The organism is Kamptonema formosum PCC 10802, assembly GCF_000332335.1.
Lineage (GTDB): Bacteria > Cyanobacteriota > Cyanobacteriia > Cyanobacteriales > Oscillatoriaceae > Oscillatoria.
In genome coordinates this window covers 3,049,486-3,072,173 of the sequence record NZ_KB235948.1, presented here as the reverse complement: position 1 = coordinate 3,072,173, position 22,688 = coordinate 3,049,486, and the positions used below count along the sequence as shown (strand labels likewise).

General features: G+C 55.3%; 19 protein-coding genes, 1 tRNA gene and 2 pseudogenes. 6 read left to right on the top strand and 16 right to left on the bottom strand.

The annotated features are described in order from the left end of the window. Positions 1-742: 742 nt before the first annotated feature. Positions 743-2,092: a serine/threonine protein kinase gene (locus tag OSC10802_RS0113200; protein ID WP_017717237.1), complete on the top strand. Its 1,350-nt coding sequence runs from the start codon at positions 743-745 to the stop codon at positions 2,090-2,092. On the opposite strand, the gene OSC10802_RS0113195 is transcribed toward OSC10802_RS0113200, so the two are convergent. Beyond that, positions 2,085-4,439 carry a hypothetical protein gene (locus OSC10802_RS0113195; protein WP_017717236.1) on the bottom strand — a complete coding sequence of 785 codons (2,355 nt, stop codon included), beginning with the start codon at positions 4,437-4,439 and terminating at the stop codon, positions 2,085-2,087. The genes OSC10802_RS0113200 and OSC10802_RS0113195 overlap by 8 nt on opposite strands. A 505-nt stretch (positions 4,440-4,944) precedes the next feature. On the opposite strand from OSC10802_RS0113195, the gene OSC10802_RS0113190 reads away from it, so the two are divergent. Beyond that, complete coding sequence (locus tag OSC10802_RS0113190) at positions 4,945-6,330, top strand: proton extrusion protein PcxA (protein WP_017717235.1); 1,386 nt, start codon at positions 4,945-4,947, stop codon at positions 6,328-6,330. Positions 6,331-6,430: 100 nt separating this feature from the next. Here OSC10802_RS0113190 and OSC10802_RS49710 read toward each other — a convergent pair whose 3' ends face one another. The 4 genes from OSC10802_RS49710 to OSC10802_RS0113175 form a co-directional block, all read right to left on the bottom strand. Beyond that, entirely contained in the window at positions 6,431-6,598 is a 168-nt protein-coding gene (locus OSC10802_RS49710) for a hypothetical protein (protein WP_155967682.1), read from the bottom strand. 306 nt (positions 6,599-6,904) lie between these two features. After that, positions 6,905-7,477 carry a hormogonium polysaccharide biosynthesis acetyltransferase HpsU gene (hpsU, locus tag OSC10802_RS0113185; protein ID WP_155968777.1) on the bottom strand — a complete coding sequence of 191 codons (573 nt, stop codon included), beginning with the start codon at positions 7,475-7,477 and terminating at the stop codon, positions 6,905-6,907. Positions 7,478-7,948: 471 nt separating this feature from the next. Next, positions 7,949-8,887, bottom strand: coding sequence for a glycosyltransferase family 2 protein (locus tag OSC10802_RS0113180; protein ID WP_017717233.1), 939 nt, complete (start codon positions 8,885-8,887; stop codon positions 7,949-7,951). A 115-nt stretch (positions 8,888-9,002) separates the two neighbouring features. Beyond that, the gene (locus OSC10802_RS0113175; protein WP_017717232.1) at positions 9,003-9,947 is read right to left on the bottom strand and encodes a glycosyltransferase family 2 protein; all 945 of its coding nucleotides are present in this window, start codon (positions 9,945-9,947) and stop codon (positions 9,003-9,005) included. 370 nt (positions 9,948-10,317) lie between these two features. Between OSC10802_RS0113175 and cobU the strand changes: the two genes are divergently transcribed. Continuing rightward, the gene (gene cobU, locus OSC10802_RS0113170; RefSeq protein ID WP_017717231.1) at positions 10,318-10,905 is read left to right on the top strand and encodes a bifunctional adenosylcobinamide kinase/adenosylcobinamide-phosphate guanylyltransferase; all 588 of its coding nucleotides are present in this window, start codon (positions 10,318-10,320) and stop codon (positions 10,903-10,905) included. 734 nt (positions 10,906-11,639) lie between these two features. Then, positions 11,640-12,191 (top strand): hypothetical protein, encoded by a 552-nt coding sequence (locus OSC10802_RS40005; RefSeq protein WP_017717230.1) that lies wholly within the window; start codon positions 11,640-11,642, stop codon positions 12,189-12,191. Positions 12,192-12,194: 3 nt separating this feature from the next. On the opposite strand, the gene OSC10802_RS0113160 is transcribed toward OSC10802_RS40005, so the two are convergent. Beyond that, positions 12,195-13,154, bottom strand: a complete 960-nt coding sequence (locus OSC10802_RS0113160; protein ID WP_017717229.1) for a ribonuclease Z — start codon at positions 13,152-13,154, stop codon at positions 12,195-12,197. 872 nt (positions 13,155-14,026) lie between these two features. On the opposite strand from OSC10802_RS0113160, the gene pyk reads away from it, so the two are divergent. Beyond that, positions 14,027-15,817, top strand: a complete 1,791-nt coding sequence (pyk, locus tag OSC10802_RS0113150; RefSeq protein ID WP_017717227.1) for a pyruvate kinase — start codon at positions 14,027-14,029, stop codon at positions 15,815-15,817. A 242-nt stretch (positions 15,818-16,059) separates the two neighbouring features. Here the strand turns inward: pyk and OSC10802_RS44325 are convergent, their stop codons facing one another. The 4 genes and pseudogenes from OSC10802_RS44325 to OSC10802_RS0113140 all read right to left on the bottom strand — a co-directional run bounded on the left by OSC10802_RS44325 (position 16,060) and on the right by OSC10802_RS0113140 (position 17,257). Continuing rightward, positions 16,060-16,338: a zinc ribbon domain-containing protein gene (locus OSC10802_RS44325; protein ID WP_017717226.1), complete on the bottom strand. Its 279-nt coding sequence runs from the start codon at positions 16,336-16,338 to the stop codon at positions 16,060-16,062. Positions 16,339-16,520: 182 nt separating this feature from the next. Further along, positions 16,521-16,712 (bottom strand): annotated as a pseudogene (locus OSC10802_RS54365) (RNA-guided endonuclease TnpB family protein); the annotation flags it as partial. A gap of 15 nt (positions 16,713-16,727) precedes the next feature. Further along, positions 16,728-16,811 (bottom strand): annotated as a pseudogene (locus OSC10802_RS56450) (RNA-guided endonuclease TnpB family protein); the annotation flags it as partial. A gap of 77 nt (positions 16,812-16,888) precedes the next feature. Continuing rightward, positions 16,889-17,257: a transposase gene (locus OSC10802_RS0113140; protein WP_017717225.1), complete on the bottom strand. Its 369-nt coding sequence runs from the start codon at positions 17,255-17,257 to the stop codon at positions 16,889-16,891. Between the two features lie 43 nt (positions 17,258-17,300). Between OSC10802_RS0113140 and OSC10802_RS0113135 the strand changes: the two genes are divergently transcribed. After that, a tRNA-Thr gene (locus OSC10802_RS0113135) sits at positions 17,301-17,372 on the top strand. 5 nt (positions 17,373-17,377) lie between these two features. Here OSC10802_RS0113135 and OSC10802_RS0113130 read toward each other — a convergent pair. The 6 genes from OSC10802_RS0113130 to OSC10802_RS0113095 form a co-directional block, all read right to left on the bottom strand. Further along, positions 17,378-17,626, bottom strand: a complete 249-nt coding sequence (locus OSC10802_RS0113130; protein WP_017717224.1) for a hypothetical protein — start codon at positions 17,624-17,626, stop codon at positions 17,378-17,380. A 608-nt stretch (positions 17,627-18,234) separates the two neighbouring features. Continuing rightward, on the bottom strand, positions 18,235-18,525 hold the full coding sequence (locus OSC10802_RS49705) for a hypothetical protein (RefSeq protein ID WP_155967679.1): 291 nt from the start codon (positions 18,523-18,525) through the stop codon (positions 18,235-18,237). A gap of 157 nt (positions 18,526-18,682) precedes the next feature. Beyond that, positions 18,683-19,723, bottom strand: coding sequence for a patatin-like phospholipase family protein (locus OSC10802_RS0113110; protein ID WP_017717221.1), 1,041 nt, complete (start codon positions 19,721-19,723; stop codon positions 18,683-18,685). 227 nt (positions 19,724-19,950) lie between these two features. Beyond that, complete coding sequence (mtnB, locus tag OSC10802_RS0113105; RefSeq protein WP_017717220.1) at positions 19,951-20,580, bottom strand: methylthioribulose 1-phosphate dehydratase; 630 nt, start codon at positions 20,578-20,580, stop codon at positions 19,951-19,953. An 88-nt stretch (positions 20,581-20,668) separates the two neighbouring features. After that, positions 20,669-21,298, bottom strand: a complete 630-nt coding sequence (locus OSC10802_RS0113100; protein ID WP_017717219.1) for an HAD-IB family phosphatase — start codon at positions 21,296-21,298, stop codon at positions 20,669-20,671. 115 nt (positions 21,299-21,413) lie between these two features. Then, positions 21,414-22,571 carry a RuBisCO large subunit C-terminal-like domain-containing protein gene (locus OSC10802_RS0113095; protein WP_017717218.1) on the bottom strand — a complete coding sequence of 386 codons (1,158 nt, stop codon included), beginning with the start codon at positions 22,569-22,571 and terminating at the stop codon, positions 21,414-21,416. Positions 22,572-22,688: the final 117 nt, after the last annotated feature.

The window sequence follows — 22,688 nt, the reverse complement described above, 5'->3', positions numbered from 1 at the left end:
GCCCTTAACTTTTACAACTCTCACGCTTTTTAACAAAATTTAATCTTTAAGTAATTTTACTAAGCTGCAAAGGGAAAAAGCTTGCGATCTGAAAAGCAGCAATGGCCATGCCGGCCCCAAAAAAGTTTGCGCCCTTCTAGCCCATTAACGTTGGCTCGCGGTGACTTCAGACAGCTAGAGCGCCTCTCTTGTCAGAGTTTCAAGGAAGTGGACAGGTCACGCTCCTGGAGATCGCTGCTTTGATATCCGCTACCACCAATCCACCCCCACCGGCCCAACAGTCAGCCAGCCCCCTGAGCCTCAGCTCGTGAAGCCATTGTCTCCCCCTTCACCTACAGGATCGCTTCTCTTGGCGCAAGCGTTACCTCGATTTTGACAGCCCCTCCTTTGCCAAAAGGACATGGGTCCCTTTTCCCACTTACAGCCCACGTTAAAACTGAATAATACATTTTCATAGCAGCCTCATAGCTTGTTGTTCATATCGCCTCTGTGTTACACTCGATTCATCGAAGTCTCCAGTTTGACAGACAAGTCCCCCTCCGCTCCCCCAAACCCGCTTTTAAACAGGCTATGTCTCTCTCACCTCTTTCTTAACTCTTCATATCCAAACCTCCGTCTCGGTTTCAACCGGTGGCTCAATAAAATTAGTAAAAACCTGGCAGCCTGGTAGGGTGGGTTCTGCTTTCCGGAACCCATCCCACTGCAAACCTTTCTTTCTAGCGCGTTAAGGAATCGCAACATTATGCTGCAAGCCGGACAAGTATTGCACAAACGTTACAAACTGCAACAAAAATTAGGACAGAATGCCGGTCGCCAAACCTGGCTGGCTGAGGATTTGGCAGCACAGCCCGCAGGGGAGCCAGTGATTGTCAAACTGCTGTCCTTTGGCGGCGATGTCCAGTGGGATGACCTCAAACTCTTTGAGCGAGAAGCGCAGGTTCTCCAACAGCTTTCCCACACCCGCATTCCAAAATATCGCGATTATTTCTCTATCGATGACCGAACGCTCTGGTTCGGCTTGGTGCAGGAATATATCCCCGGTACTTCCTTCAAGGAATTGCTGAATCAGGGCAGAAAGTTCACCGAAACGGAACTCCGCAAAATCGCTGAAGACCTATTGCAAATTCTGGTTTACCTGCACGAGCTGAATCCGCCGGTACTCCACCGTGACATCAAACCCAGCAACTTAATCTGGGGTGAGGACGAGCGGGTTTATCTGGTAGACTTTGGCGCAGTGCAAGACAAGGCGGCGGCGGAGGGAGCTACCTTTACTGTGGTGGGAACTTACGGGTATGCGCCGGTGGAACAGTTCGGCGGGCGAGCTGTGCCGGCATCGGATCTCTACGCCTTGGGAGCCACTTTAATTCATCTCGCCACCGGCACCTCACCGGCAGATTTGCCCCAGCGCGACATGCGGATTCAATTTAGCGACAGGGTTAGCCTGAGTCCCAGCTTTGCCAGCTGGATCGGACACCTGACAGAACCCGCCTTGGAGCGGCGATTTATCAGTGCCGGTGTTGCGCTGGCGGCTCTCCAATCTGGCGTTACTGCGCAAAGCACCTCTCAACCGGCTTCCTCTCCCCCCACTGGGAAAATTCGCCCGCCCCGCAACACTCGCGTGGTGGTGAATAAGTCTCCGGACATCATAGAAATTTTCATTCCCGAAGGCTGGATGACTCATAAAAATCCACTGTTTTTTATTCTCAAATTTTCCCTAAAATTATGCGCATTATTATTCTTAACTTTCTCTTTATTGAAAGCTATATCTCTTGTGATAGCGGTTTTAGCTTTGGCTTTTTTGTGGAGCGCAGTTCAGGACTGTATTCGGTTTTGGGGCCAGCACACTCAAATTTCACTCAACCGGAACAGCAACCGTTTTGAAATGGAGTGGCGGTGGTTTGGCCGGAAAATTTATGAAAAAAAGTGGGTAATGTCGGATATTTGGTACGCCTGCTGCTCTACCGGCAAAGGCAATCCAAAAGTCCTCCTCCGGGGAGAATCCGGACACGATCTTTCATTCGGTAAGGGACTGAGCGAGGTTGAGTGCGCCTGGCTGGCACAAGAAATCCAAACCTGGCTGAATCTCAAATGAGCACCGGCTCAGACACCGGCATAGCCGCATTCACCAAAGACAAAAGCGGGCCAGTCTGCTCCTGGCCATTCACAGCCAGGTCACTGTGACAGAGGAAAAGCCGCTCACCGGCACGCCCCAGCAAATCCAGCAAAATCCGCCGCAGCCGCCCCTCGTCAGCCAGAATGGCCTCCTCCTCGCCCCAAGGCCGGCCAAACCGGCTCTGGAGAAACAAAAAAGCGCCAAATCTCACCGCTTCCCCGCTACTTTGCCACAAAGGCGAACCGGCATCCAGCCAGAAGTGCCAGCGGTGAAACTTGCGATTGAAGCGGTACTGAAAAATCGTGCCCAAGGTAACAGCGCCGCCAGCCGGCCAAACCGGCAGTTTCGGGTAGGGGTTGGCGCTGATAGTTCCCCGGCGCAGCAGCAAGATAAACTGCTCAACGCCGGTAGAGTGCGCAGGCGAGACGCCTGCGCCTACGCCGCAGGTGCGCTCTTGAGTTTGGCGCAGTCGCCCATCCACTTCCCAGTAGTGCTGGGCAATCTTAATCAGTTCCCGCAAAGCCGTCAGCTGATCGTAGGGGAGATGGCCGCCTCTCCACATAAACTGCTGGATAGCTCTGTCGATAACCGAAACAGGACTGGGAATAAGCTGCTGTTCCAGTTGCAATCTCTGTGTTTTTAGCCACCCGGCAATCTCCTCGTAGGCGCGGGTGGCCCGGTATCCCAGCCGGTCCCAGCGGGGAAACGCCGTCACCGGCAGCAAGCGGGGGCACTCTATATCTGGGTAAAAGCAGTGATCCACTAGCAGGCCGGCCCGCACCGGGTCAATGTCAGCAGTCAGCGGTGAGCGGGTTTGAAGTGTGAAGTCTGACGCCTCAAACAGCGAGGGTGAAATTTCATCCCCTGTTTCTCCCCCGCTGCCAGACAGGGGCAATCGCGTCTGGGCAATAGAGCCGGTGCTCCCTGGAGATTGCCGGCTCAGCACCACGAGCATTTCCGCCACCGCATCCCGGTCCACCAAGCGCCCCAGTCCCGGATAGACCAAAGCCAGCAGCGTCAGCAGGGCCCGAATCACCGGCGAGCTGGCCAGGGGGCGCTGCTCGTTGAGGGGCTCCACCGCTATCCCCTTGCTGCCGAGAATTTCCATCAGGGTGTAGCGGGCGATGGCGTCCAAACCGGGGGTGATCACGGCGATGTCTTGGGGCTGCACCTGTCCCGATTTGACGGCATCAATAATTATCTCGGCGGTTCGCCGCAGCAGTTGCGCCCGCGAGGTGGTTTGAATTAACCGCACCGAATCCTCAAGGGGGAAGGAATTCGGCTGGACGGTGAGGGAATTAAGCGCCAATTCCACCGCCGGATCTCCCAGGGTTTTGGCTAAACCGCTCCGCCCGCTCAAGGGTTCTATTTGGCAGCGCCCGGCCAGACCGGCCAGATATTCCGGGTCTGCGTCCAGTCCCAGCCGCACCGCACCCTCGGGATTGTAGGTAAACGTGCCGGCGCACCCGGCATCCAGCAGGAAGTCGAACAGGTGGCGGGCGATGGCCGGGTATTCATCCACATCATCCGCCAGCACCGCCCGGTAGCGCCGAGTTAAGTGCTGCCGGTAGGTGGGATCGGGCAGCAAGTGACGCCAGTAGAGCTCGCAAATAATCCCGTAAGTGAGCAACCCCCGCTCCAAGCACCACCTCCGCCAGCGCCGCAGCAACTCACCCGCGCCCGCCGGCAGCCCGGGGGACTGTTCGCGCTCTGCCCACCCCTGCCCTAAAATCACAGGGATGTCTTCCACCGGCGTGCCGCTAGCCGCCGCCAGCTGCAGCAAGTCCAGGGTGCGGCGAACCAGGCGCGACTCGCTGACTCCCTCTGGGCGCAACGTTCCTGCCTCTAGTTCCGGACGCCACAGCTGAGTGGCCAATTCCTGCTCGGTTTCCGGGCGCAGTCGCAAGGGGAATTGCGCTCTCAGGTTTAATTGCTGGATTAATAATGGCCAGAACAGGATGACTTCATCCCGGAAAAAGCGCAGGGGTGTGGTAGAGTGGACCGCGAAGGGCTCGGGGGTGGCACCTGCGAGCAGGTCTGCCAGTTCCACCCAGCCATTGGCCGCAAAGACTAACATCCCTGGCGCGCCCGGTAAGGGGGGGAGGTCGTCGGATTTGGGATTTGGGTTTTTGGATTTTGGGTTTTGGCTGCTTCTGTTCCTTTGCCCCCCCGCTCCCGAGAGCCCCTGTTTTGGAACACCGGCAGCTGTGGCCAGTGAGAGCCGGTCGAGAGGCGACATCTCGCGAGCGAACATCTCCGCCCAGAGGCGGTACTGCTGCACCAGGCGAGCCGTCTTGCCGCTGCGAGTTGGGCCAGTAATCCACATTGAACGCGCCTCCACTCTCGTCTCCTCCGCATCAGCTCGCTTGGTTGCTGCCGGCAGCCCCCAATTTCCCCCTCTCGCCCGTATGGGGATTGTCATGGCAGCACCGCTATACTACCAATTATGAAGCCACAACCCAGTCAGTCCTGTTCTGTTGGTGTTTCGCTCCTCCAAGAGACAGGGGAGTGGAGCCCGCTTCCAGCGGGGCTTGCTGGCTTGCCGGTGCCCCACCGTTTGTAGTTGGGCTAATGCCCCACCGTTTGTAGTTGGGCTAATGCCCCACCGTTTGTCGTTGGGCTAATGCCCCACCACCCCTACTGAGATTCGTTCCGGAGACGCTTCCTTAAGAAAATCTGTGAAATTCTTACCGCATCAACCTTTCAGACTTTAATGGCTGAACTCCTATAAAGACAAGCGGAGGCTGGCTTTCCATATTTTTATCAGTCGGAGCCGCATTTCCTGATTTAATGTATCTACACTAACAGAAGACGCGCAGCAAGTTTTTGCCATGAAAACACCTCTGTTTAAAGCGATTAAAGGAGTCATGCAGTCAGCCGGGCAGTGGCTCACCGAGACCCCGGAAAGAGCGCTGGATGACGCTTATGATGCCGCCTTGAGAATCCGAGCCATCGAGAATGAGCATTTTAATGGCCAAAAAATTGCCCCAGAATCAGCTAGCCACAGCGACAGCGTCCAGGCGTACTTTCAGGCTGAGCTGAATAAAAATTTAAATCAGGCCCGGCTGAAACTGTCTGAATTCAAACTCACCCGCTCCTTTGTTGAAAGCGCTCCCGGCAAGACTCCCAAAGCCATCTTGTTTGACACGCCGGCCAGTCCCCCAGACTGGCGCACCCCAGAGAGCAAGGAGAAAGAGTTATTAATTCTGGAGAAGCTGAATTTTATTGATCGGGTCTTGTCCGGGTACAGCCCTGAGAAAGCTAGCTCGCAACCAACAGCGGCTCCCCCCCCGCCAACGCCGTCCACATCTTTAGTGCCATACAGCCCTGTGCCGGTTGAGCCAACCTCTAAAGCGGCACAAAACAGCGCTGCGAGCGCACGTTCCTCTGGCGCTAGCCGAGTTAAAACATCTGACACCATCTCTGAAACCAGTTTCTTGCCGAGGTCAATTTTGAGAACTCTCGACCGGCTCAAGAGAGAGCTCGACCCGAAATCAGAGAAAGAAGTTGTTGATAATTTTCGCAGTTCCAAAACTCAAACAGTCGTTTCGCTCAAGTTCATTTTATTGCTGATTCTGATTCCGCTCCTCACGCACCAGATTTCTAAGAATTTCATCGTGGGCCCGATTGTTGACCGCGTTCGTGACCCCCACCACGCTGAAATTTTTATCAACGAGGAAATGGAAGAGGAAGCCTTCGTGGAATTGCAGCACTTTGAAGAAAAGCTCAAATTTAAAATGCTAGTGGGGGCTATCCCTCATATCTCGCCGGAGGAAATAGAAGAAAAGGTGAGGGAAGAGGCAGAAGAAATTGCCGAAAAATTCCGCCACGAAAGTTCCAGCGCAATCAAGAATGTTTTTTCGGATTTGCTGTCGCTTTTCGCTTTTGGCTTCGTCATCGCTAACAGCCAGCGGGAAATCACAGTTTTAAAGTCGTTTATGGACAATATCGTCTACGGGCTGAGCGACAGCGCTAAGGCGTTTATCATTATCTTGTTTACGGATATTTTCGTGGGATTCCACTCGCCCCACGGCTGGGAAGTGATTCTCGAAGGCATCTCCCGACATTTGGGACTGCCAGAGAATCGATCGTTTATCTTTTTGTTTATCGCGACTTTCCCAGTGATTTTGGACACCGTGTTCAAGTATTGGATTTTCCGCTACCTGAATCGCATCTCGCCTTCCGCTGTGGCGACTTACAGGAATATGAACGAGTGAGATCGCTTTCCGGTTGTGTGACTTTTAGCCGGCAGACTTGAGTCTGCCTCTATACAGCAGACTTTTGCCCGCCGGCGCGGCATGCTTTTCAAAATGTAATTCACCGGATTTTGGAGGTGGGCCCTCGCCTTCGCCACCGGCTGCAGGCGAGTTCGGGGATGCCGGCACTGAAAAAGTTGTTGCAGATTGCCAACAGTATGCGAGCGGCTCCGCCCGACTCGTAGGATGGGGCTGGGATGTCAAACTGCACATGTATACCAGTGTCCATTACTGAGCTGTCTATTGCTATATCTGCCGTTCTTAAAGACGATCTATCAGTCCGCCCCCACACAGCGGCGTCCACAGAGATATTGGCAAGCGCCCAAGCCGCAAAAAATCGCACATTTAATTTACATAATCTTCGTGAGCGAAACCCCTGTAATGCGCTTTTTAAGAGCCGCAAAATCGTTAACAGTAACGGTTCTGAAAGGATGCCAGTACGTTGTATTTTGCAAATTAAATGATAAATAGTTCGTCCGTCCCCATCGCAGGCAAGCCGGTGTTGCCAGGGAACTCTCCCGGCGTCGCGTTCAGCTCAGCCCTTCATCACCCGGGGATATCTGGGTTTGCAAGGAGTGCCCCAGCAAACCTGACTCGCCGGCATACTGGCGAAGACGCTGCTGCGAGCGCCAATCACAGCATTGGCCCCAATCCGCACCCCCGGGCCAATAAAGCAATCCGCCGCCACCCAGACGCCGCTGCCAATTTCCACCGGCGCAGTCACCAGCCCAAAAGCCGGATCGGCCATGTCATGGCTGCCGGTGCAGAGGTAGCATTCCTGGGAAATCACGCAGTGCTCCCCAATGCGGATGCGATCGAGACTGTATAAAACCACATCATCCCCAATCCAGCTGAAATCTCCAATTTCAATTTTCCAGGGATAGGTAAACCGCGCCGTGGGGCGGATGAGGACACCGGCACCGATGCGAGCGCCGAACAGCCCCAGCAGCCACCGGCGGAACCCGTGAGCAAAGTGGGGGCTGAGAGGAAAAGCCACCCCTTGCACCAGCCACCAGAGCAAAATAAACCAGCCGGCACGCCCCCTGTCAAACCAAGATTGGTCGTATTTGCGCATGTCCACCCAGGGTTTTGCGTCGGGCACCGGCATTTCTGCTGGACTGGAATCGCCGGCATCTTTTGCCCCCCCATCCGGTTCGGGGTGAGAAGCTTTCACAGAACCTGCCATACTTATTTTGGATTTTTGATTTTGAATTTTGAATTTTGGATTATAAAGTCGGCCATCAAGGGGGTTCCCTTGTGCGAAAAACAATACTAAGCTGTTGCGCATTAAATTTGCGCTATTCATCTCTACACCCTCGTTCCCAGGCACCCTGCGGGAAGCCTGCGGCTACAGCCTGGGAACGCCCCTCAGGAGGCTCTGCCTCCTTTTTTCAATAAGCAGCATTATTAGCTTAACAGCTTATCTATCTCAACTTGGTATCCTATTCAGTCCGCTAGGATGGCCGCAATATGGTTTTTTCCTATCGGGCAGCAGGGAGCTGCAGGACAGGCATCTTGCCTGTATTCTTTTTTATGGGATTTATGAGATGAGGGCTTTAGCCCTCTCTGTGAACCTGTTTCAAGACTCCTTCACGGGGACTGCTTGCGGCTTTTGTCCCGGCGCAGCTGAGACATTCAACTGACCGCCAAACTTGCTCAACTCATATAATTTTACCCCAATTTGATACTCGTACTGACTCAGCAGCCGCCCGTAAATGTAGCCGGCTCTCCCATCTAAAAAGCCTAGCTGAATAACGTAAAACAAAATGAACCGCAGAGTCGGTTTAAACGGCAGCCGCACCCAAAGTTTTTTGAGAAAGCGCTTGCGCTGAACGGCATCTCCAAACAGATTGGCACCAATCGTGCCGGCGTCGCCGGTGCCGGCGATCAGATTGTAATACACCCGCGCTTCCCAGTTGGAGTAACGGTTGTGGCGCTCTAGCCAGTGGTAAACGTCGCGAAAATCTTCGTGGATCATATCATTTTTTAGATACCCCACTTGGCCTTGCAAAATCACGTGTTCGTGGACTTCATTGTCGCCAGTGTTGGGCACCTCTTCCGTGCTCAAGTTCTCGTAGCGTCCCTTTTCATGCTTGAACAGGCGCAGATTCCAGTCGGGATACTTGCCACCGTGGCGAATCCAGGTGCCCAGGAAAAACACGCGCCGGTTGAGGTAGTAGCCATTACAGTTTGGATTCTCGATAGCCCCGGCAATCTCGTCCCACAGTTCCGGAGGGATGCGCTCGTCACAATCGACAATTAGCACCCACTCATTGCGGAAGGGCAGGTTTGACAGCGACCAGTTTTTCTTTTTTGGCCAGCGCCCGTTGAAGTAGAATTGCACCACGTTTGCCCCGTAACTTTCTGCGATTTCGCAGCTGCGGTCGCCGCTTTGGGAATCCACCAGAAACACCTCATCAGCCCTAGCCACGCTGGCCAGACAAGCCGGCAGATTTGCCTCTTCGTTCTTAGCGGGAATTAGAACTGATACCGGAATCTTAGACTGTTTGGAGGTCATGATAGGGAGTTTGAACAGGAAGTCTGGGTTGTGGACTGATTCTTAGCCAATAGCTGTTTGATTTTAGATGCCCTTCAGGGGGAGCTTCCCTTCAATGTCACCTCAAAATCCTACGTTACTCTGGCTGGCGGTTTGCCGATTTTTGCGGGAAGATCATGCCGTTAATAGCGGCACTTAAATAGCCAATTTGACCGCAGGCATACACAAAATTGTCGAAGCGCTGGGCGGGGTTGCTAAAATATTTAACAGACTTGTAAAGCCCTCGCACAAACCGTTCCCCCCCTCGCGCCAGCTGGCTGATGCCGGCGCGACCGGCCAGCTGTTCCCGGTAGCACTCGCTAATGCCCTGCCACCAGCCCCGCTGCAAAAACCACGACCGGTTGATCCGCTCTGGAGCCACGTTGTGGGCCACAAGGGCCTCGGGGAGATAGGCCACCTGCCAGCCCAGCCTTAGGGCCAGTTCGGTTACCTGCAGTTCTTCATTTGATAATAGCTTTTTGCCAATGCGACCCAGATTAATATCAAAGCCGCCAATTTGCTCCAGGAATGACCGGCGGATAGAGTAGTTCAAGCCTCTGGGCGTCAGTCCCGGTTCCGAGATGTAAACGACCTCATCCCCCAGGTCGTAAGCGCCCAAGTTGCCGGCGAGTCCCTCAGACAGCCACGACGGCGGGTGCAGTCCCGGTGGCCAGAGCAAAGTGACTTTGCCGCCGGCAACTGCCAGTTTTTCGTTGCTTTGATACGCTGCGCAGAGGCTGCTCAGCCAGCCCGGACTAGCAACGGCATCATCGTCGAGATAGGCGAGAATCCCGCCGCGCGACTCTTTTGCGCCGGTGTTGCGAGCCACAGAAAGACCGACTGCCGGTTCGTAAACGTACTTCAGGCGCGTGTCGGAGAGTCTTTCTGCCACGACAGAGCGAGTGCGGTCAGTTGAGGCATTATCTACCACCACGACTTCAAAATCTGGGAAATCCTGCTGGAGCAAACTGTCAGTGGCAGCGCCTAAATAGGTGTCCCGATTGTGGGTGCAGATAATCGCAGAAACCAGGGGAGCCGGCATAAACTGAATCTGTCAGGAGTTGTTAGCGGTTTGTTTTGAGTCTGTAGCAAAAGTGGGAAATTATCTCATTTCCGGTTGATTAATCTCTATTCTGAGCTGGGAGAGGAGGATGAGCAATGCCCCATGCCCAGTGCCCAATGCCCCCACTCAACTATATTAGGGGTATTCAGCCGAAATGGATATTAGAAGTGTGTGGGGCAGCCCTTGTTGGGGAGAGCGCCGGCCCCCTCTGGGGGTGAGGGGCAGGGAGAAGCACACAGGGTTCTCCCCACGAATGCTGTCCCGACTCCCTTGCCAATCGCGCCTGAGCCGCACACCGGGGGACAAATCACCCATCACCCCAATAAAATCAATCTCCAGTTTAACCTTGATGAACCCTGAAGCTGCACCTGGAAGGCAAGTGATTTTGGTAACGGGCCCGGCCCGGTCTGGCAAAAGTGAGTGGGCGGAAAGCTTGGCCATGCAGGCGGGCTTGCCGGTGCTCTATGTGGCTACGGCTGTGGCTGACCCAGCGGATGTGGAGTGGCAGGCGCGCATTGAAGGGCACCGGCAGCGCCGCTGCCAAAGTTGGGCTACCCTGGAAGTGCCTGCCGAGCTGCCTGCCGCCATCGCCGCCGCGCCAGTGGCAACCGGCTTGCTGGTTGACTCTCTGGGAACGTGGGTTGCCAACCTCTTAGAGCTCGACACTGCCGGCTGGGAGCGAACCCAGCAAGAGTTGCTCGCCAGTCTCCAGGGGACTCGTGCCAGACTGGTAATTTTCGTTGCCGAAGAAACCGGCTGGGGCGTCGTGCCGGCCTATCGAGCCGGGCGGCTGTTCCGCGACCGGCTTGGCCTGCTCGTCCGCCGCTTGGGTGCCATCGCCAATCCCGTTTACCTCGTTGCCGGCGGTCACGCTCTCAACCTCAGCGCCCTCGCTTCGCCCCTGCCGCCTGATAGCACCCGCCCCCCACAAGGTTAAAAAATGTTGCATTATTTAAAGTGCTGTCCTGAGCGGATTATCCTTTGCAAGAGCTAGCATAGAACTAGGAGCCTTACATTCTGGTGATTTGTCCGACCGGCAGCATCCGGTCCCGCCACCCCTGTCCCCTCAAGACAGATAGCGAAAATCTAAGTATGAAGAATATTTTTAACTTTTTGTAAAGAACGGGTGAGCGACTGATTCATTCACCCTGCGTTGGAACGTGCAGTATTTTCCTTCAGGGTCAGGGGTAGCAGCCGGGACAAAATGGCCACATCCCAGTTGGGCAAAACGGCTCCGCTCAGGGGAGCTCAGGAGCGGGGGATCTCTGGCGCTCTGGCGAACGACCGCCAGCCCCCCCACAGAGGGAGAGGCCGGATTCTGGCCTTTTATTTCGGTAAATTTTCCAAATCGTTAAGCACCAGACATAAGAAAATACGGCTTCGGGTACAGTCAACATCGCCGGCGTGAGGAGTAACCAAGTTTTGGCAAGAATAATCTTAGCTCGGTGTTTGATAAGATTTTCCCCAAGATTCCTCTAACGGTCTGAGGCTAAATAAATGCAGTTTGCCTAGTTTTATTCACCCATTGGGAGGAGTGCGAAATCCCGCCGAGTGCCAAGTATAGAGAGACAAGAATAAATGCCGCCGCCAGATGCGCTACCGTCGCATCCGCCCGCAGCCGAACAGGATTGCAGCCATCTTTTTTTGTGATGAACTCAAGTCTAATCAGTTATGGCATCCGCAAATCAAGTCAGACAATATCTCGCCTATTGGTTTCAGCTGGGAAAGAAAGTTTTTGCAAACAACGGACAGGAAGCTTTGCTCCCTGTGCCGGTACTTAGAGGCGCTCATTACAGCCGTCAATTTGAAGCGTGCTGGCAGAGAATTACCTCTCCGGAATCGGGAGACTGCTACTTGGAAGGCACCTCAGAAACCATCGCCCAGTTACTGACGCCAGAGTGGGAAATAATTCAGTGCGCTCGCTGCCCCATGCCCCTCCCCATCCGGACGGTGGGCATGCCAGCGGCATCCTGTCCGTGCAACGATTTACCCAGTTGGCCAAACACAGAGGTTCCCATGCCGAGAGAGCCGGTGAACTCTCAGAACCATCTGAGCTCCATTCGCCACCGCTTGCTCGCAGTGGTTTCCCAGGAGGATAACGGCGAGGAGAGTGCTGCCGAAAGCAAAACCGCCCCTGGTGTGGTGATTCCCTTGGAGCTGCCGGTCTGTCATAACACCTGCCACACTCACCATATGGCCAGCGAGCGATTAGCCGCTAACTAATTCCTAAGGGCTCGTTGCGGCCAGTTCTGGCGTCTGGCGTCGGGGAACCTCCCAAGTGAGAAAATCATAAGCCATATCAGTATTGGGGAAGATAGCGCGGGCTTCTTGCAGCAAATCGTCGAGGACAATATCATTCCCCGGCGCGTAGCGAGGGCTGAAATGAGTCATCAGCAGCTGCTTCACCCCCGCCCGCAGAGCCACTTGCGCCGCCATCGTCGAAGTTGAGTGCAAGCGGTCGCAGGCCATCTGGGCGTCTTGATGGGCAAAAGTGGCTTCGTGAATCAGGACGTCCGCATCCCGGGCCAGCTCTACGGCCCCCTCACAGTAAACCGTGTCCGTACAGTAAGCAATTTTGCGGCCTACTTGCGGCAGTCCGCAAAACTCTGCCCCATTAAATTGTCGCCCGTCTGGCAGAGTCACGGTTTCGCCCCGCTTCAGCTGGCCATAGAGAGGGCCAGCAGGAATTCCCAGCTCCTTCGCTTTTTCCACATTGAACTGTCCGGGCCGGTCTTTTTCCGTCACCCGGTAGCCAAAGGCGGTGACGCGGTGTTCCAGGCGTCCGCAGCTAACCGTGTACTCCTCATCTTCATAAATTACCCCGGGCTGGTTTTTGTGCACCTTAATCGGGTAAGAAAAATGCGTGTGGGAGTAGCGCTGGCAGGCTTGCAGGTAGTCACTCAGCCCACTTGGGCCGTAAATATCGATGCGGTGGGGATTGCCGGCGAGCCCGACGCTGGCTAGCAGGCCCATCAAGCCGAAAATGTGGTCTCCGTGCGTGTGGGTGATAAAAATCCGAGTCAGCTGGCTGATTTTGAGGTCGCTGCGCAGGATTTGGTGCTGGGTGCCTTCCCCGCAGTCAAACAGCCAGAATTCCGCCCGCTGGGGCAGGCGCAAGGCGACGCCGGAGACATTGCGCGACCGGGTCGGGACACCAGAGCTAGTTCCTAAAAATGTAATCTGCACTCGCTTTGTGAAATTTGAGCAATCCGCTGAACTGGGGTTAAACGCTACAGCCGCCTTGAGGGTGGCGCTTTTAGACCGGCTCTCCCGCCACCCATTCTAGCACCGGCGAGCCAGGGGGCGGCCCGCGACGCCCCTCTCCCCTCCTTTCGGGGGTGGGTTTTTTCTCTGTGTTAGGCGTGCACCTACTGTTATAGCCGCAGTCATATTGCTTAGGACATCCGTGGCCTGGGATAAAAGGCGTAGGGCTGCGTTCGGCCTGTCCCCCCTCTGAAACTAGCATTTTGGGATGTGACGGTTGCCGGTGTGCCTGAAACTGCTCTCTTGTTTCGGTTTCCCGTAATTCCTGATGCGGTAAACCGAACAGCCAGCGAGTGGTAGCTCGCTGGCAAAGGTGAAATTCCCTCTTGGGTGGCATTTTGGGGGGGTGACGGTTGCCGGTGTGCCTGAAACTGCTCTCTTTTTTCGGTTTCCCGTAATTCCTTATGCGGTAAACCGAACAGAGAGCGCGTGGGATCTCGGTGGCAAAGGTGAAATCCCCTCTGAAGCTGGCATTTGGGGGGCCCCTGAAAACCATGCAGCCCCAGAACTGCGCCGGACTCGATCGCTTGAGGGGACTTTATGGCTGAAATCCATGTGGGATAAGGGTTTTACAGAACACCTACACTTGTGATCTCTCCCCCCCCGGGCAGGGAACTCGCAGGCCATCAAAAAAGCCCGATAACTCCTCGCGCCGCGCCACCTGTCAGGCATTGGGGGGATTGTTGTTGTAGAATTATCTGCGCGTAGAGTAGGATGCTTGATTGAATCCCTTTTCGGGATTGAAACACGTAAGGGGAATCCTTTCCGCTCTACCCCGCACTGGATTTTTATTCATGCAACATCTGCGTTCCTCTCTGCGCCGGACTAAAATTGTCGCCACGATTGGCCCCGCAACCAGCAGCCCCGAAGTGTTGCGGGCGCTGATACAAGCCGGCGCTACAACTCTGCGACTCAATTTCTCTCACGGCAGTCACGAAGATCACCAGCGCAATATTCGCTTAATCCGGCAGACTTCTTTCGAACTCAACCAGCCGGTGGGCATTTTGCAAGACCTGCAAGGGCCGAAAATTCGCTTGGGGCGCTTTGAAACCGGCTCGATTGTCCTGGAAAAAGGCGATCCCTTCATTTTGACCAGCCGGATCGTTCCCGGCACGCAGCACATCTCCTCTGTCACCTACGAGCCCCTGGCGGATGAAGTGCCGGCAGGAGCTGTGATTCTGCTCGATGACGGCAGGGTCGAGATGCGCGTGGAAAAAGTTGACCGCGCCGCCCGCGAACTGCACTGCCGCACGGTGGTCGGCGGCACGCTCTCTAACAATAAAGGGGTTAATTTTCCTCAGGTTTACCTGTCGATTCGGGCGCTCACCGACAAGGACCGGCAGGATTTGCTGTTCGGTCTGGATCAGGGCGTGGACTGGGTGGCCCTCAGCTTCGTCCGCAACCCGGAAGATGTGCTGGAAATTAAAGAGATTATCGCCAGCACCGGCAAGCGGGTGCCGGTGATTGCCAAGATTGAAAAGCACGAGGCGATTGAGCAAATGGAAGCCATCCTCTCCCTGTGCGATGGGGTTATGGTGGCCAGGGGCGATTTGGGGGTGGAGCTGCCGGCAGAGGACGTGCCGATTTTGCAGAAGCGCCTGATTGCTACCTCCAACCGGCTGGGGATTCCGGTGATTACGGCAACCCAGATGCTAGACAGCATGGTCAGCAGCCCCCGCCCGACTCGCGCCGAAATTTCGGATGTGGCGAATGCGATTCTCGACGGTACGGATGCGGTGATGCTCTCTAATGAAACAGCCGTGGGCAAATATCCGGTCGCCGCTGTGGAGACGATGGCTAGAATCGCTGAGCGGATTGAGCGGGACAAAATTACCTGCAATGTGGCCAGCGACGCCCCGGGCCGGTCGATCCCTAACGCTATCAGTCAAGCCGTTGGCCAGATCGCCCAGCAGCTGGGGGCCTCGGCAATTATGACGCTGACCAAAACCGGCGCTACGGCGCGGAACGTCTCCAAGTTCCGACCGATCACGCCGGTACTGGCGGTGACGCCTCATGTGGAGGTGGCGCGGCAATTGCAGCTGGTGTGGGGGGTGAAGCCCCTGCTGGTGCTGGACTTGCCCTCAACGGCCCAGACTTTCCAAGCGGCTATCAGTGTGGCTCAGGAGAAGCACTTGGTGTCGGATGGGGATTTGGTGGTGATGACGGCGGGGACGCTGCAAGGCGTTGCCGGCTCAACCGATTTGATTAAGGTTGAGGTGGTGACCGCAGTGCTGGGCAAGGGCACTAGCATGGGCCAGGGGTCCGTCAGCGGTCGGGCGCGGGTGGCGGCAAGCGCTGCGGAAGTGGGCAATTTCCACCCGGGCGAGATTTTGGTGGTTCCCCGCACCAGTGCGGATTTTGTGGAGGCCATGCGCAAGGCGGCGGGGGTGATTACTGAGGAGGAAAGCCTGACCTCTCACGCGGCGGTGATTGGCATGCGCCTCGGGGTGCCGGTGATTTTGGGGGTGAAGAATGCTACCAAAATTATTCGGGACGGTACGATGCTGACGCTTGACATGCAGCGGGGCTTGGTTTATTCTGGGGCGATCGGCTTCACGAGTGCAGAGCCGGTGCTGGCGAATTGATATAGTTTGGTTGCTGGGTGACAATTTCCAGCAATCATGCTATAATCTGCGGCTGCCGTTGTGTGCCGGTGTCGCGTTCAGAGGTAGAGCACCTGATTCTTGACATTCCCCATTCCCGGGAGATTGTGTTAAGTGGTAGAGCTCTTGACTCTTGACACTCCCCATCCCCGCGAGAGGTAGTAAGTGGCAGAGCAACCGCTTCTTGACACTCCCAGTCTCCCAAAAGGTAGGGATTCCTGGTTCTACGAGCTGACTTGCTCCGCAGCGGTTTCCCGCTGCAAAGTAGCGGCCATCTCTCCCCAGGCGTGAGTTCCCGCCTGCCCGGCGGTACTGGATCCCAGAATCAGGAGCCCTTTGAGCTTAATTTTGATGGCAGCGTTGTGGTCGCGGTGCAGCCTCAGCCCACACTTGGCACACTGGTGGGTGCGGTCGCTCAGGCTTTTTCTGGCGCGATGCCCACAACCCGAACACTCCTGCGAGGTGTAGTGGGGGGGGACTGCCACTGTGACAATTCGGTGCATCTTGGCGTAGTGTTCGACCCACCGAATGAACAGTGTCCACGCTGCATCGTATATGGACTTAGCGAGGAAGTGGTTTTTGACGCTTGTTGTGCACTTTCAGGTCTTCGTAAACAATCAAGTCTGCCGACTTTACTAACGCCATTGCCGTCTTGACAGCAAAATCCCTGCGCTGTCTGATACATTTACGCGACATTATTCGAGGTATTCCCGGACAATGCAACGATAGCACTATCACCGGTAAAAGTGATAGAGGCGGTATCCCGCAAAGCTTTCAGGAAAATCCCAAAAGCACCATTCTAGTCTCGTGAAGCGCGTAAATCCGCAACTGGGATACGCAGATGAGACGCCTTTGAACCACCCAATCGGGTGCTGACATAGCCGTTCTTCATCATCGCTCTGACTGTTTTAGATATGATTTTTCGTTTGGCCTTGGCAACCGTGTCGGAAGTCTCGAAGGCTGACAGAAAATCAAGCAGTAACTGAAGTCGCGACTCACCTTTTCGGCTCTGACTGATGGGCTATATCAATTTTGAGCTCTGTTTTTATTGTATCACGTTCTGTAGGATTGCGCAAGAAATTCAAGACTAAATTTTACCTCTACGGAATCACCCCGACTTTTGAACTTGGGATATCCTTTCTTACCGGGTTTGTGGGCTTTGCAGTTTGCGTAAAAGCGGGTTATGGAGAACCAGGCTCTCTCGGCACTCGCTTGGCGGGCCATTGAGTTCAGCTTGCGGGCCCACTCAAATTCTTTGGCCAGTTGGGCGCAGAGCTTGTGGAGGTCGGCTTGCTTGACGCCCCGACGCTCCATCCAGTACCGGACACACTTGTTGCGAATGAAGACAGCGGTTCGGATGGCCTCGTCAAGGGCCAAGAACTGCTGTTTTTTTCCTCGCAACTTGTATTCCAGCACTATCATGATGTTGATCTTACCAAAAACCCGTGCTATAGTATAAAAAAGTGCCGATGTAGCTCAGAGGTCGAGCTCTTGATTCGTAATCAGGTGGTCGTGGGTTCGAGTCCCACCATCGGCTTTGTGTCAGCAGTCGCGGTACAGCACGCGGTCTTTTGAGCCGTGGACATAACCGGCAAGGTAGTCGGGATGCTGGGATTGCTGGGATTCGTGGGTGTACCCATCCCGGTATCCCCGCTGGAATTCCGGCGAGTCCAGGTTGGGGCTGTCCGTCTCTGAGGAGAGGGGGGGTTGGCGGGTATCGTCGCTATTTGGCTGCATGGCGGGTATCCTCTGCGGGGCGGTCGGTGCCGGCTGCATTTGGCGGCTTTTCATTTCTCGGCCTGGGGTGGATCGCCCCAACCAACTTTGGGCACCGGCTGCGCGGGGTCGCTCCTAGCTGAGGCGTTTTGGCTTTGGCGCGGCTGCCGTTGCTGCCGGCACCGGCACCCCACAAGCCGGCTGTGCCTTTTTTATGTTAGTCCAGCACTGCCGGCGTTCAAAAGGTCTTGACAAAATACTCGCTTTGTGGTAAGAGAAGTGCCGGCACCCTTATCCCCTTTCTTTCTGGCTGGCGCAGAACAAAATGAAAGCGTGGGGGCGGGTTGACAGATATAGCAGTATGCACTTAGGTTAAAACATTAGACCTTCAGGCCGGGCGTTAGCGCAGCGGCGCGTTAGCGCTACGCCGTACCTACGTCTATATCCCAGTAGTAATATGGGTTAGGACAATAGGAGCGGGAGTGCGGGGGTGCAAAAGAGGCCGAAATGTACGAACCTAAGTGGCTACTGCTATAAGTATTTTTTCCGCACGACCAAAACCCCTTGACGCTCGGATTTTTAATCCAAAATCCAGCATCTAAAATCCCAGATTGGTATCACTCTCTAGGTTTTGGGATCTCCCCAAACCGCTGAAGCGCACCGGCAGGACAATCGCAAAGTTTTCACCCGGATTCACGGGCATTGGCGATTTCTGTCTTGCTGTGGCTAAGACATCTAATCCGCAATCCCGCCCACCGGCACTCCGGGGAATTGCAGCGGTAGCGGCGCACCGGCACCAGCAAATTGATCAGATAATCCCTGTGCCGGCGGCGGCAGCGCTGCAAAGTATTCCCGCAAAGCGGACATTTCACTTCTTCCCGCTGGGAACTCCCCCGCCGGTGGTATCGGATTCGCCAGATCAGCACACCGAGAGCCAGCCCCAGCAATACCGCACCTGTGAGTAATCTGGACATAGAACTCTGAAATTGCTCCACGACTTGTCGAGCAATCCTTTCCGGATCTATCTTTGGTATCAGGACTGTCTGAGATTATTCTCTGTCCAAAGGTAGGGACGGCAGTCGGGCGGGCCCGTTGCGGAGCCTCAAGCAGGCCAGCCCGCGCTCGTGCCGGTCACAGCAAAAACTCTATAAATTCATCCAATTTCTTGCTGTAGTTTTGCGCTATTTCAGCCCCAAATTTGCTTAAAATATCAAGATTTTCGTCGGACGTATTATCCATTACAGCCATAGGGCTGTTATTCCTAATCACAGGATTTATCCTGAGATATTGTTCCCGTTTATTGAGGGCATCAAAAACCTGATTGACCTGAAAATCAACCGTTTCCGCAACGCCTGTCATCGTGATATTAATCACAGGTCTTACCCATTGAATCTTTCCCCAGTCTTTCGCTTTTTCGTAGTCATATTTTTCTTTAAGATTTCCCGTCCCCAGAGAGAGCAAGACCGCAGTTTTTTCTGCTGGGTTGCCTGAGGCTGGTTCGGCTTCACTCAGCTTGTCTTTTAGTTTCGTCCGCACTTCCGCATAAGCGCAAAGCGCTGGATTATTGGCAAATACTCCCCCATCGATTAACGGGTAGAAATTATTCGCCAGTGAAGTCACTTTCGCCACTTCAAAGAAGGTTGGGGCTGCTGACGTTGCCCGCGCGACATCCCGAATAAAGAAATCAGATTTCTTATCTACTTTCGCATCATGTTGTGTGAAAAAGAAAGCTCGCCTTTTGTGTATGTCATAAGCGGGAATTAAACAAGCTTTCAGCAAATCGCTCAGCTTTAAATCAAGGAAGTAGTTGGCCAGCAATTTTTCTAAAGGCTCTGCCGAATACTTCTCATCAATTATGCCCCACAAAGACCGAATTTTCTGCCACAGATTTCGGCTGAATATTTTCTTCCCTCTTTCCTGGTAAAATTCCACCGCTTCGCTGGCCCTAAAGCGAGGTCTGGCGGGATTTTGCGGGTCAGGGCACAAGTAAATACAAGTTAATATCCCACCGGTACTGGTGCCGGCAAAAAAATCGAAAAAGTCGGCTATTCTCGCCTCAGGGTTGCCGGTGCGCTTCTGGAGTTTGTCTTCCAATAAGGCTAATATCTGCCCGGGAATAATCCCCCTGATGCCACCCCCATCAATCGAGAGGATTCTGATGAATTTAGACATACCGGTCTCGTCTTCCTTGCTGATTTGTGTTTTTTGCTATCCTAGCAGGACCGCCCTGTGCCGGTGTGGGGGGCGACACTCTGCCGCCGGCGAGTCAGTGATATCAAGTTCGGTTGAATACTTGTCATATCGCGCTGGGGGGGATTGGGCATCACGCAAAAGGGCATTGGGAGTCACTGATTGCCCGCCGGCGTTTCCTGATTCAAGTTAATCAACCGGATATTATATCACAGGATATCGCAAAAGCCAACCTGGCGAGCGGACACCATATACTGAAAGATATACTCCACCAGCTCCACATAGTGGCGGGCGGCTGCCTGTGAGGGAGCCCAAACGGTGATGCCGTGGTCGCGAATGAGCAGCGCCGGCACCTGTGGGGGCGACACCTGAAAGCGCTGGCAAATCTCCGCCGCAATCCGAGGCACGTACAAATGGTTGTCAAACACCGGCATCGCCACCTTGGGGTTTTCCTCCCACACCCCAAGCCCCTTGAGCATTTCAATACCGGGCAACGGCAGATCATCTTTTGTGGCGAGGCGGGAGACTAAATTCGCCTCGATCGAGTGGACGTGGTAGCACGCTTCCGCCTCCGGGAAACAGCCGTAAATCGCCTGGTGGATGCTGGTTTCGGCAGAGGGTTTGTCGCCCTGCTGGTGCCGGTCGAGCACCTCCCCATCCGGGGCGATGCGGATGAAGTCATGGGGCTGCAGCTCACCCTTTGGGCGACCGCTAACCGTAATCCAGAAGCTGCCATCAGGCAGGCGGGCGGAGAGGTTGCCGGCGGTGCCTAGCATCCAGCCATGCCCGTAAAAGCAGCGGGCAGCAGCAACCAGACCAGGACGCGGATCGGTGTTCATCTGAGGCAATAATTGACAGTCCAGAACAGTGTGCGGACGCGATTCAGACCGGACCTGTCGCGTCTGTGCGAGGAGAATAACTTTTATATCATATCCAGCGCTGCGACAGGATCTCTCGCACGTCAAAAAAATCATTCCAAGGTATGAAAGGCTTTTGCCGGTCGTCCAGGTACTGGGTGAGCCGGTCGCGGGCAAACACCACCGGCGCTTGCATGGCCATATTCAAGTCGGTGATGGAATCCCCAATCGCCACCGCCTCATCTGCTGGGTACAGTTCCATCACCCGCACTTTGGACACCAATTCCGTACCGCCCTCAAACTCCGAGCCGACGCGCAGATATTCGCCGGTGGTGCCCACATCGACCGCGTAGATGGCATGGACGCGCTCCGCCAGCTGGCCCAGCACCGTCTCCACCATCCCCCGCAACCCGCCGGAAACCACCACAAACGGCACTCCCTCGGCGTCGAGAAAGTCCAGCAGTTCTTCGAGGCCAGGTCGCATGGCCTTTGGGCGGGCGTAGTCGAGAATTTCCGCATATCGCGCCGAGGGGATAGATTCCAGCAACCGGCGCACGCCTTCCCGCAGCGTCATCCGCAAGGTGTACATCTCTGGCATGATCTGCGCGGAAAGCTCTGGGGCGAATGCTTTAAGCATGCCGGCGAATGTCTCTTCTGCGGTGATGGTGCCGTCGAAATCACAAAATACTACTCGTTTCACTGTGAGCGTGTTTGTCAAGTAATTGTTTAGCCTGAATGGGGGCGAGAAACCTGGTTTCTTGCTGCACGAGCACAGGCGAGACGCCTGTGCCTACGTCATCCTTTTTATATGAAATCTAGACGCCCCATTTTTCCAAAGCAGTGCGCAGCGTTCCCACCGGCACGGTTTCCAAATTAAACGCTTCCCCCGGTGCCGCCAGTTTCAGCGCTTCAAAAAACGCTTGAACCCCAGCAGCTGGGCCATCGGGGTGATCCATGATGCCGGTGCCGGCATTGAGGATGGCGTCCTGGCCATAATCCGCCAGGGCTCTGGGCACGACTCCGGGATGGATGCCGGCGGAGGGCACAGGAAAGACGTTGCGCTGGCGCAGGATATCTCTAATCTTGGCTTCTTCCTGTGGGTCAAAGGGCAGACTGCCGTAGTGCGCCGGATACAGCACTGCGTCCGCACCGGCATGCGCCATGAGAGTTCCCAGCACCACCGAGTAGGCCATGCCGTGTTCGGGTGCGCCGCACAGCGCACCGGCAAGGGCGGGGTGCGCGAACACCGGCACATTAATTTCTGGATCGGCTGCCAGCTGCTCCAGCACTGAGAAGCCATAAGACAGAACGTTGAGCAGCAGGGCGTTGGCTCCCTCCCGCACCAGCCGTCGGGCCATTTCCAGGGGCGATCTGCCGGTGACGTTCACCGCATACAGCACTGTGCGCCCCGTCTCCTGCTTGACGCGATCCAGAACTGAAAGGCAGGCGTGCAGTCGTTCCAGTGCCGGCGCACCGGCGCGGTTGACAATTATTTCATCATCTTTTATAATATCTAGCCCTGCAAACGCGACTTCTTTGAGGATGGCGGCGTGGTCGTCGGCTGAGAGTCCGAGGGCGGGTTTGAAAATGGCCATGATGGGGGGCCGGTCGGGGACGCCGAGGCGCTGGCGGATGCCAGAGATGCCGAATTTGGGAGGCTGGCCATAGGTTTCGGGAAGGCGCACTGCCACTACTTTTGCCGCCCCTGCCATTGAGTATTTGCCGAAAATCATGGTGAGCAGGGTGGGGATGTCGTTTTCGGCGTTGGCTTCTGGGAAGCGGACTGTGGCCAGACTGCTGCCGGTGGGTTCGGTGCCGGTGGTGAGGACTTCGCCGAGATGGGAGCGCAGGGACTCGGCGCGGTGGGAGAAGCGGGCGTCCCAGGTGCCGGCGGTTTGCCCGACGGCAATTATTTTGGCTTGTTTGCCGGCATCTACGCCAGGTGGGAAGCGGTAGTCAACTTCGATGGGCATGGAGAAGGGGGCATTGGGGATTGGGCGTGGGGCATGGGGCACTGAACCCCTCCCCCTAGCCCCCTCCCCGCACGCGGGGAGGGGGAGAAAGATTCTCGTTTCTGGGAAAAAAGGCGT

What these genes read in the sequence shown, in the direction of transcription:
- OSC10802_RS0113200 (WP_017717237.1), top strand. Translation starts at nt 743, where the DNA reads ATGCTGCAAGCCGGACAAGTATTGCACAAACGTTACAAACTGCAACAA.
- OSC10802_RS0113195 (WP_017717236.1), bottom strand. Translation starts at nt 4,439, where the DNA reads ATGTGGATTACTGGCCCAACTCGCAGCGGCAAGACGGCTCGCCTGGTG.
- OSC10802_RS0113190 (WP_017717235.1), top strand. Translation starts at nt 4,945, where the DNA reads ATGAAAACACCTCTGTTTAAAGCGATTAAAGGAGTCATGCAGTCAGCC.
- OSC10802_RS49710 (WP_155967682.1), bottom strand. Translation starts at nt 6,598, where the DNA reads ATGGACACTGGTATACATGTGCAGTTTGACATCCCAGCCCCATCCTAC.
- hpsU (WP_155968777.1), bottom strand. Translation starts at nt 7,477, where the DNA reads ATGCCGGTGCCCGACGCAAAACCCTGGGTGGACATGCGCAAATACGAC.
- OSC10802_RS0113180 (WP_017717233.1), bottom strand. Translation starts at nt 8,887, where the DNA reads ATGACCTCCAAACAGTCTAAGATTCCGGTATCAGTTCTAATTCCCGCT.
- OSC10802_RS0113175 (WP_017717232.1), bottom strand. Translation starts at nt 9,947, where the DNA reads ATGCCGGCTCCCCTGGTTTCTGCGATTATCTGCACCCACAATCGGGAC.
- cobU (WP_017717231.1), top strand. Translation starts at nt 10,318, where the DNA reads ATGAACCCTGAAGCTGCACCTGGAAGGCAAGTGATTTTGGTAACGGGC.
- OSC10802_RS40005 (WP_017717230.1), top strand. Translation starts at nt 11,640, where the DNA reads ATGGCATCCGCAAATCAAGTCAGACAATATCTCGCCTATTGGTTTCAG.
- pyk (WP_017717227.1), top strand. Translation starts at nt 14,027, where the DNA reads ATGCAACATCTGCGTTCCTCTCTGCGCCGGACTAAAATTGTCGCCACG.
- OSC10802_RS44325 (WP_017717226.1), bottom strand. Translation starts at nt 16,338, where the DNA reads ATGCACCGAATTGTCACAGTGGCAGTCCCCCCCCACTACACCTCGCAG.
- OSC10802_RS0113140 (WP_017717225.1), bottom strand. Translation starts at nt 17,257, where the DNA reads ATGATAGTGCTGGAATACAAGTTGCGAGGAAAAAAACAGCAGTTCTTG.
- OSC10802_RS0113130 (WP_017717224.1), bottom strand. Translation starts at nt 17,626, where the DNA reads ATGAAAAGCCGCCAAATGCAGCCGGCACCGACCGCCCCGCAGAGGATA.
- OSC10802_RS49705 (WP_155967679.1), bottom strand. Translation starts at nt 18,525, where the DNA reads ATGTCCAGATTACTCACAGGTGCGGTATTGCTGGGGCTGGCTCTCGGT.
- OSC10802_RS0113110 (WP_017717221.1), bottom strand. Translation starts at nt 19,723, where the DNA reads ATGTCTAAATTCATCAGAATCCTCTCGATTGATGGGGGTGGCATCAGG.
- mtnB (WP_017717220.1), bottom strand. Translation starts at nt 20,580, where the DNA reads ATGAACACCGATCCGCGTCCTGGTCTGGTTGCTGCTGCCCGCTGCTTT.
- OSC10802_RS0113095 (WP_017717218.1), bottom strand. Translation starts at nt 22,571, where the DNA reads ATGCCCATCGAAGTTGACTACCGCTTCCCACCTGGCGTAGATGCCGGC.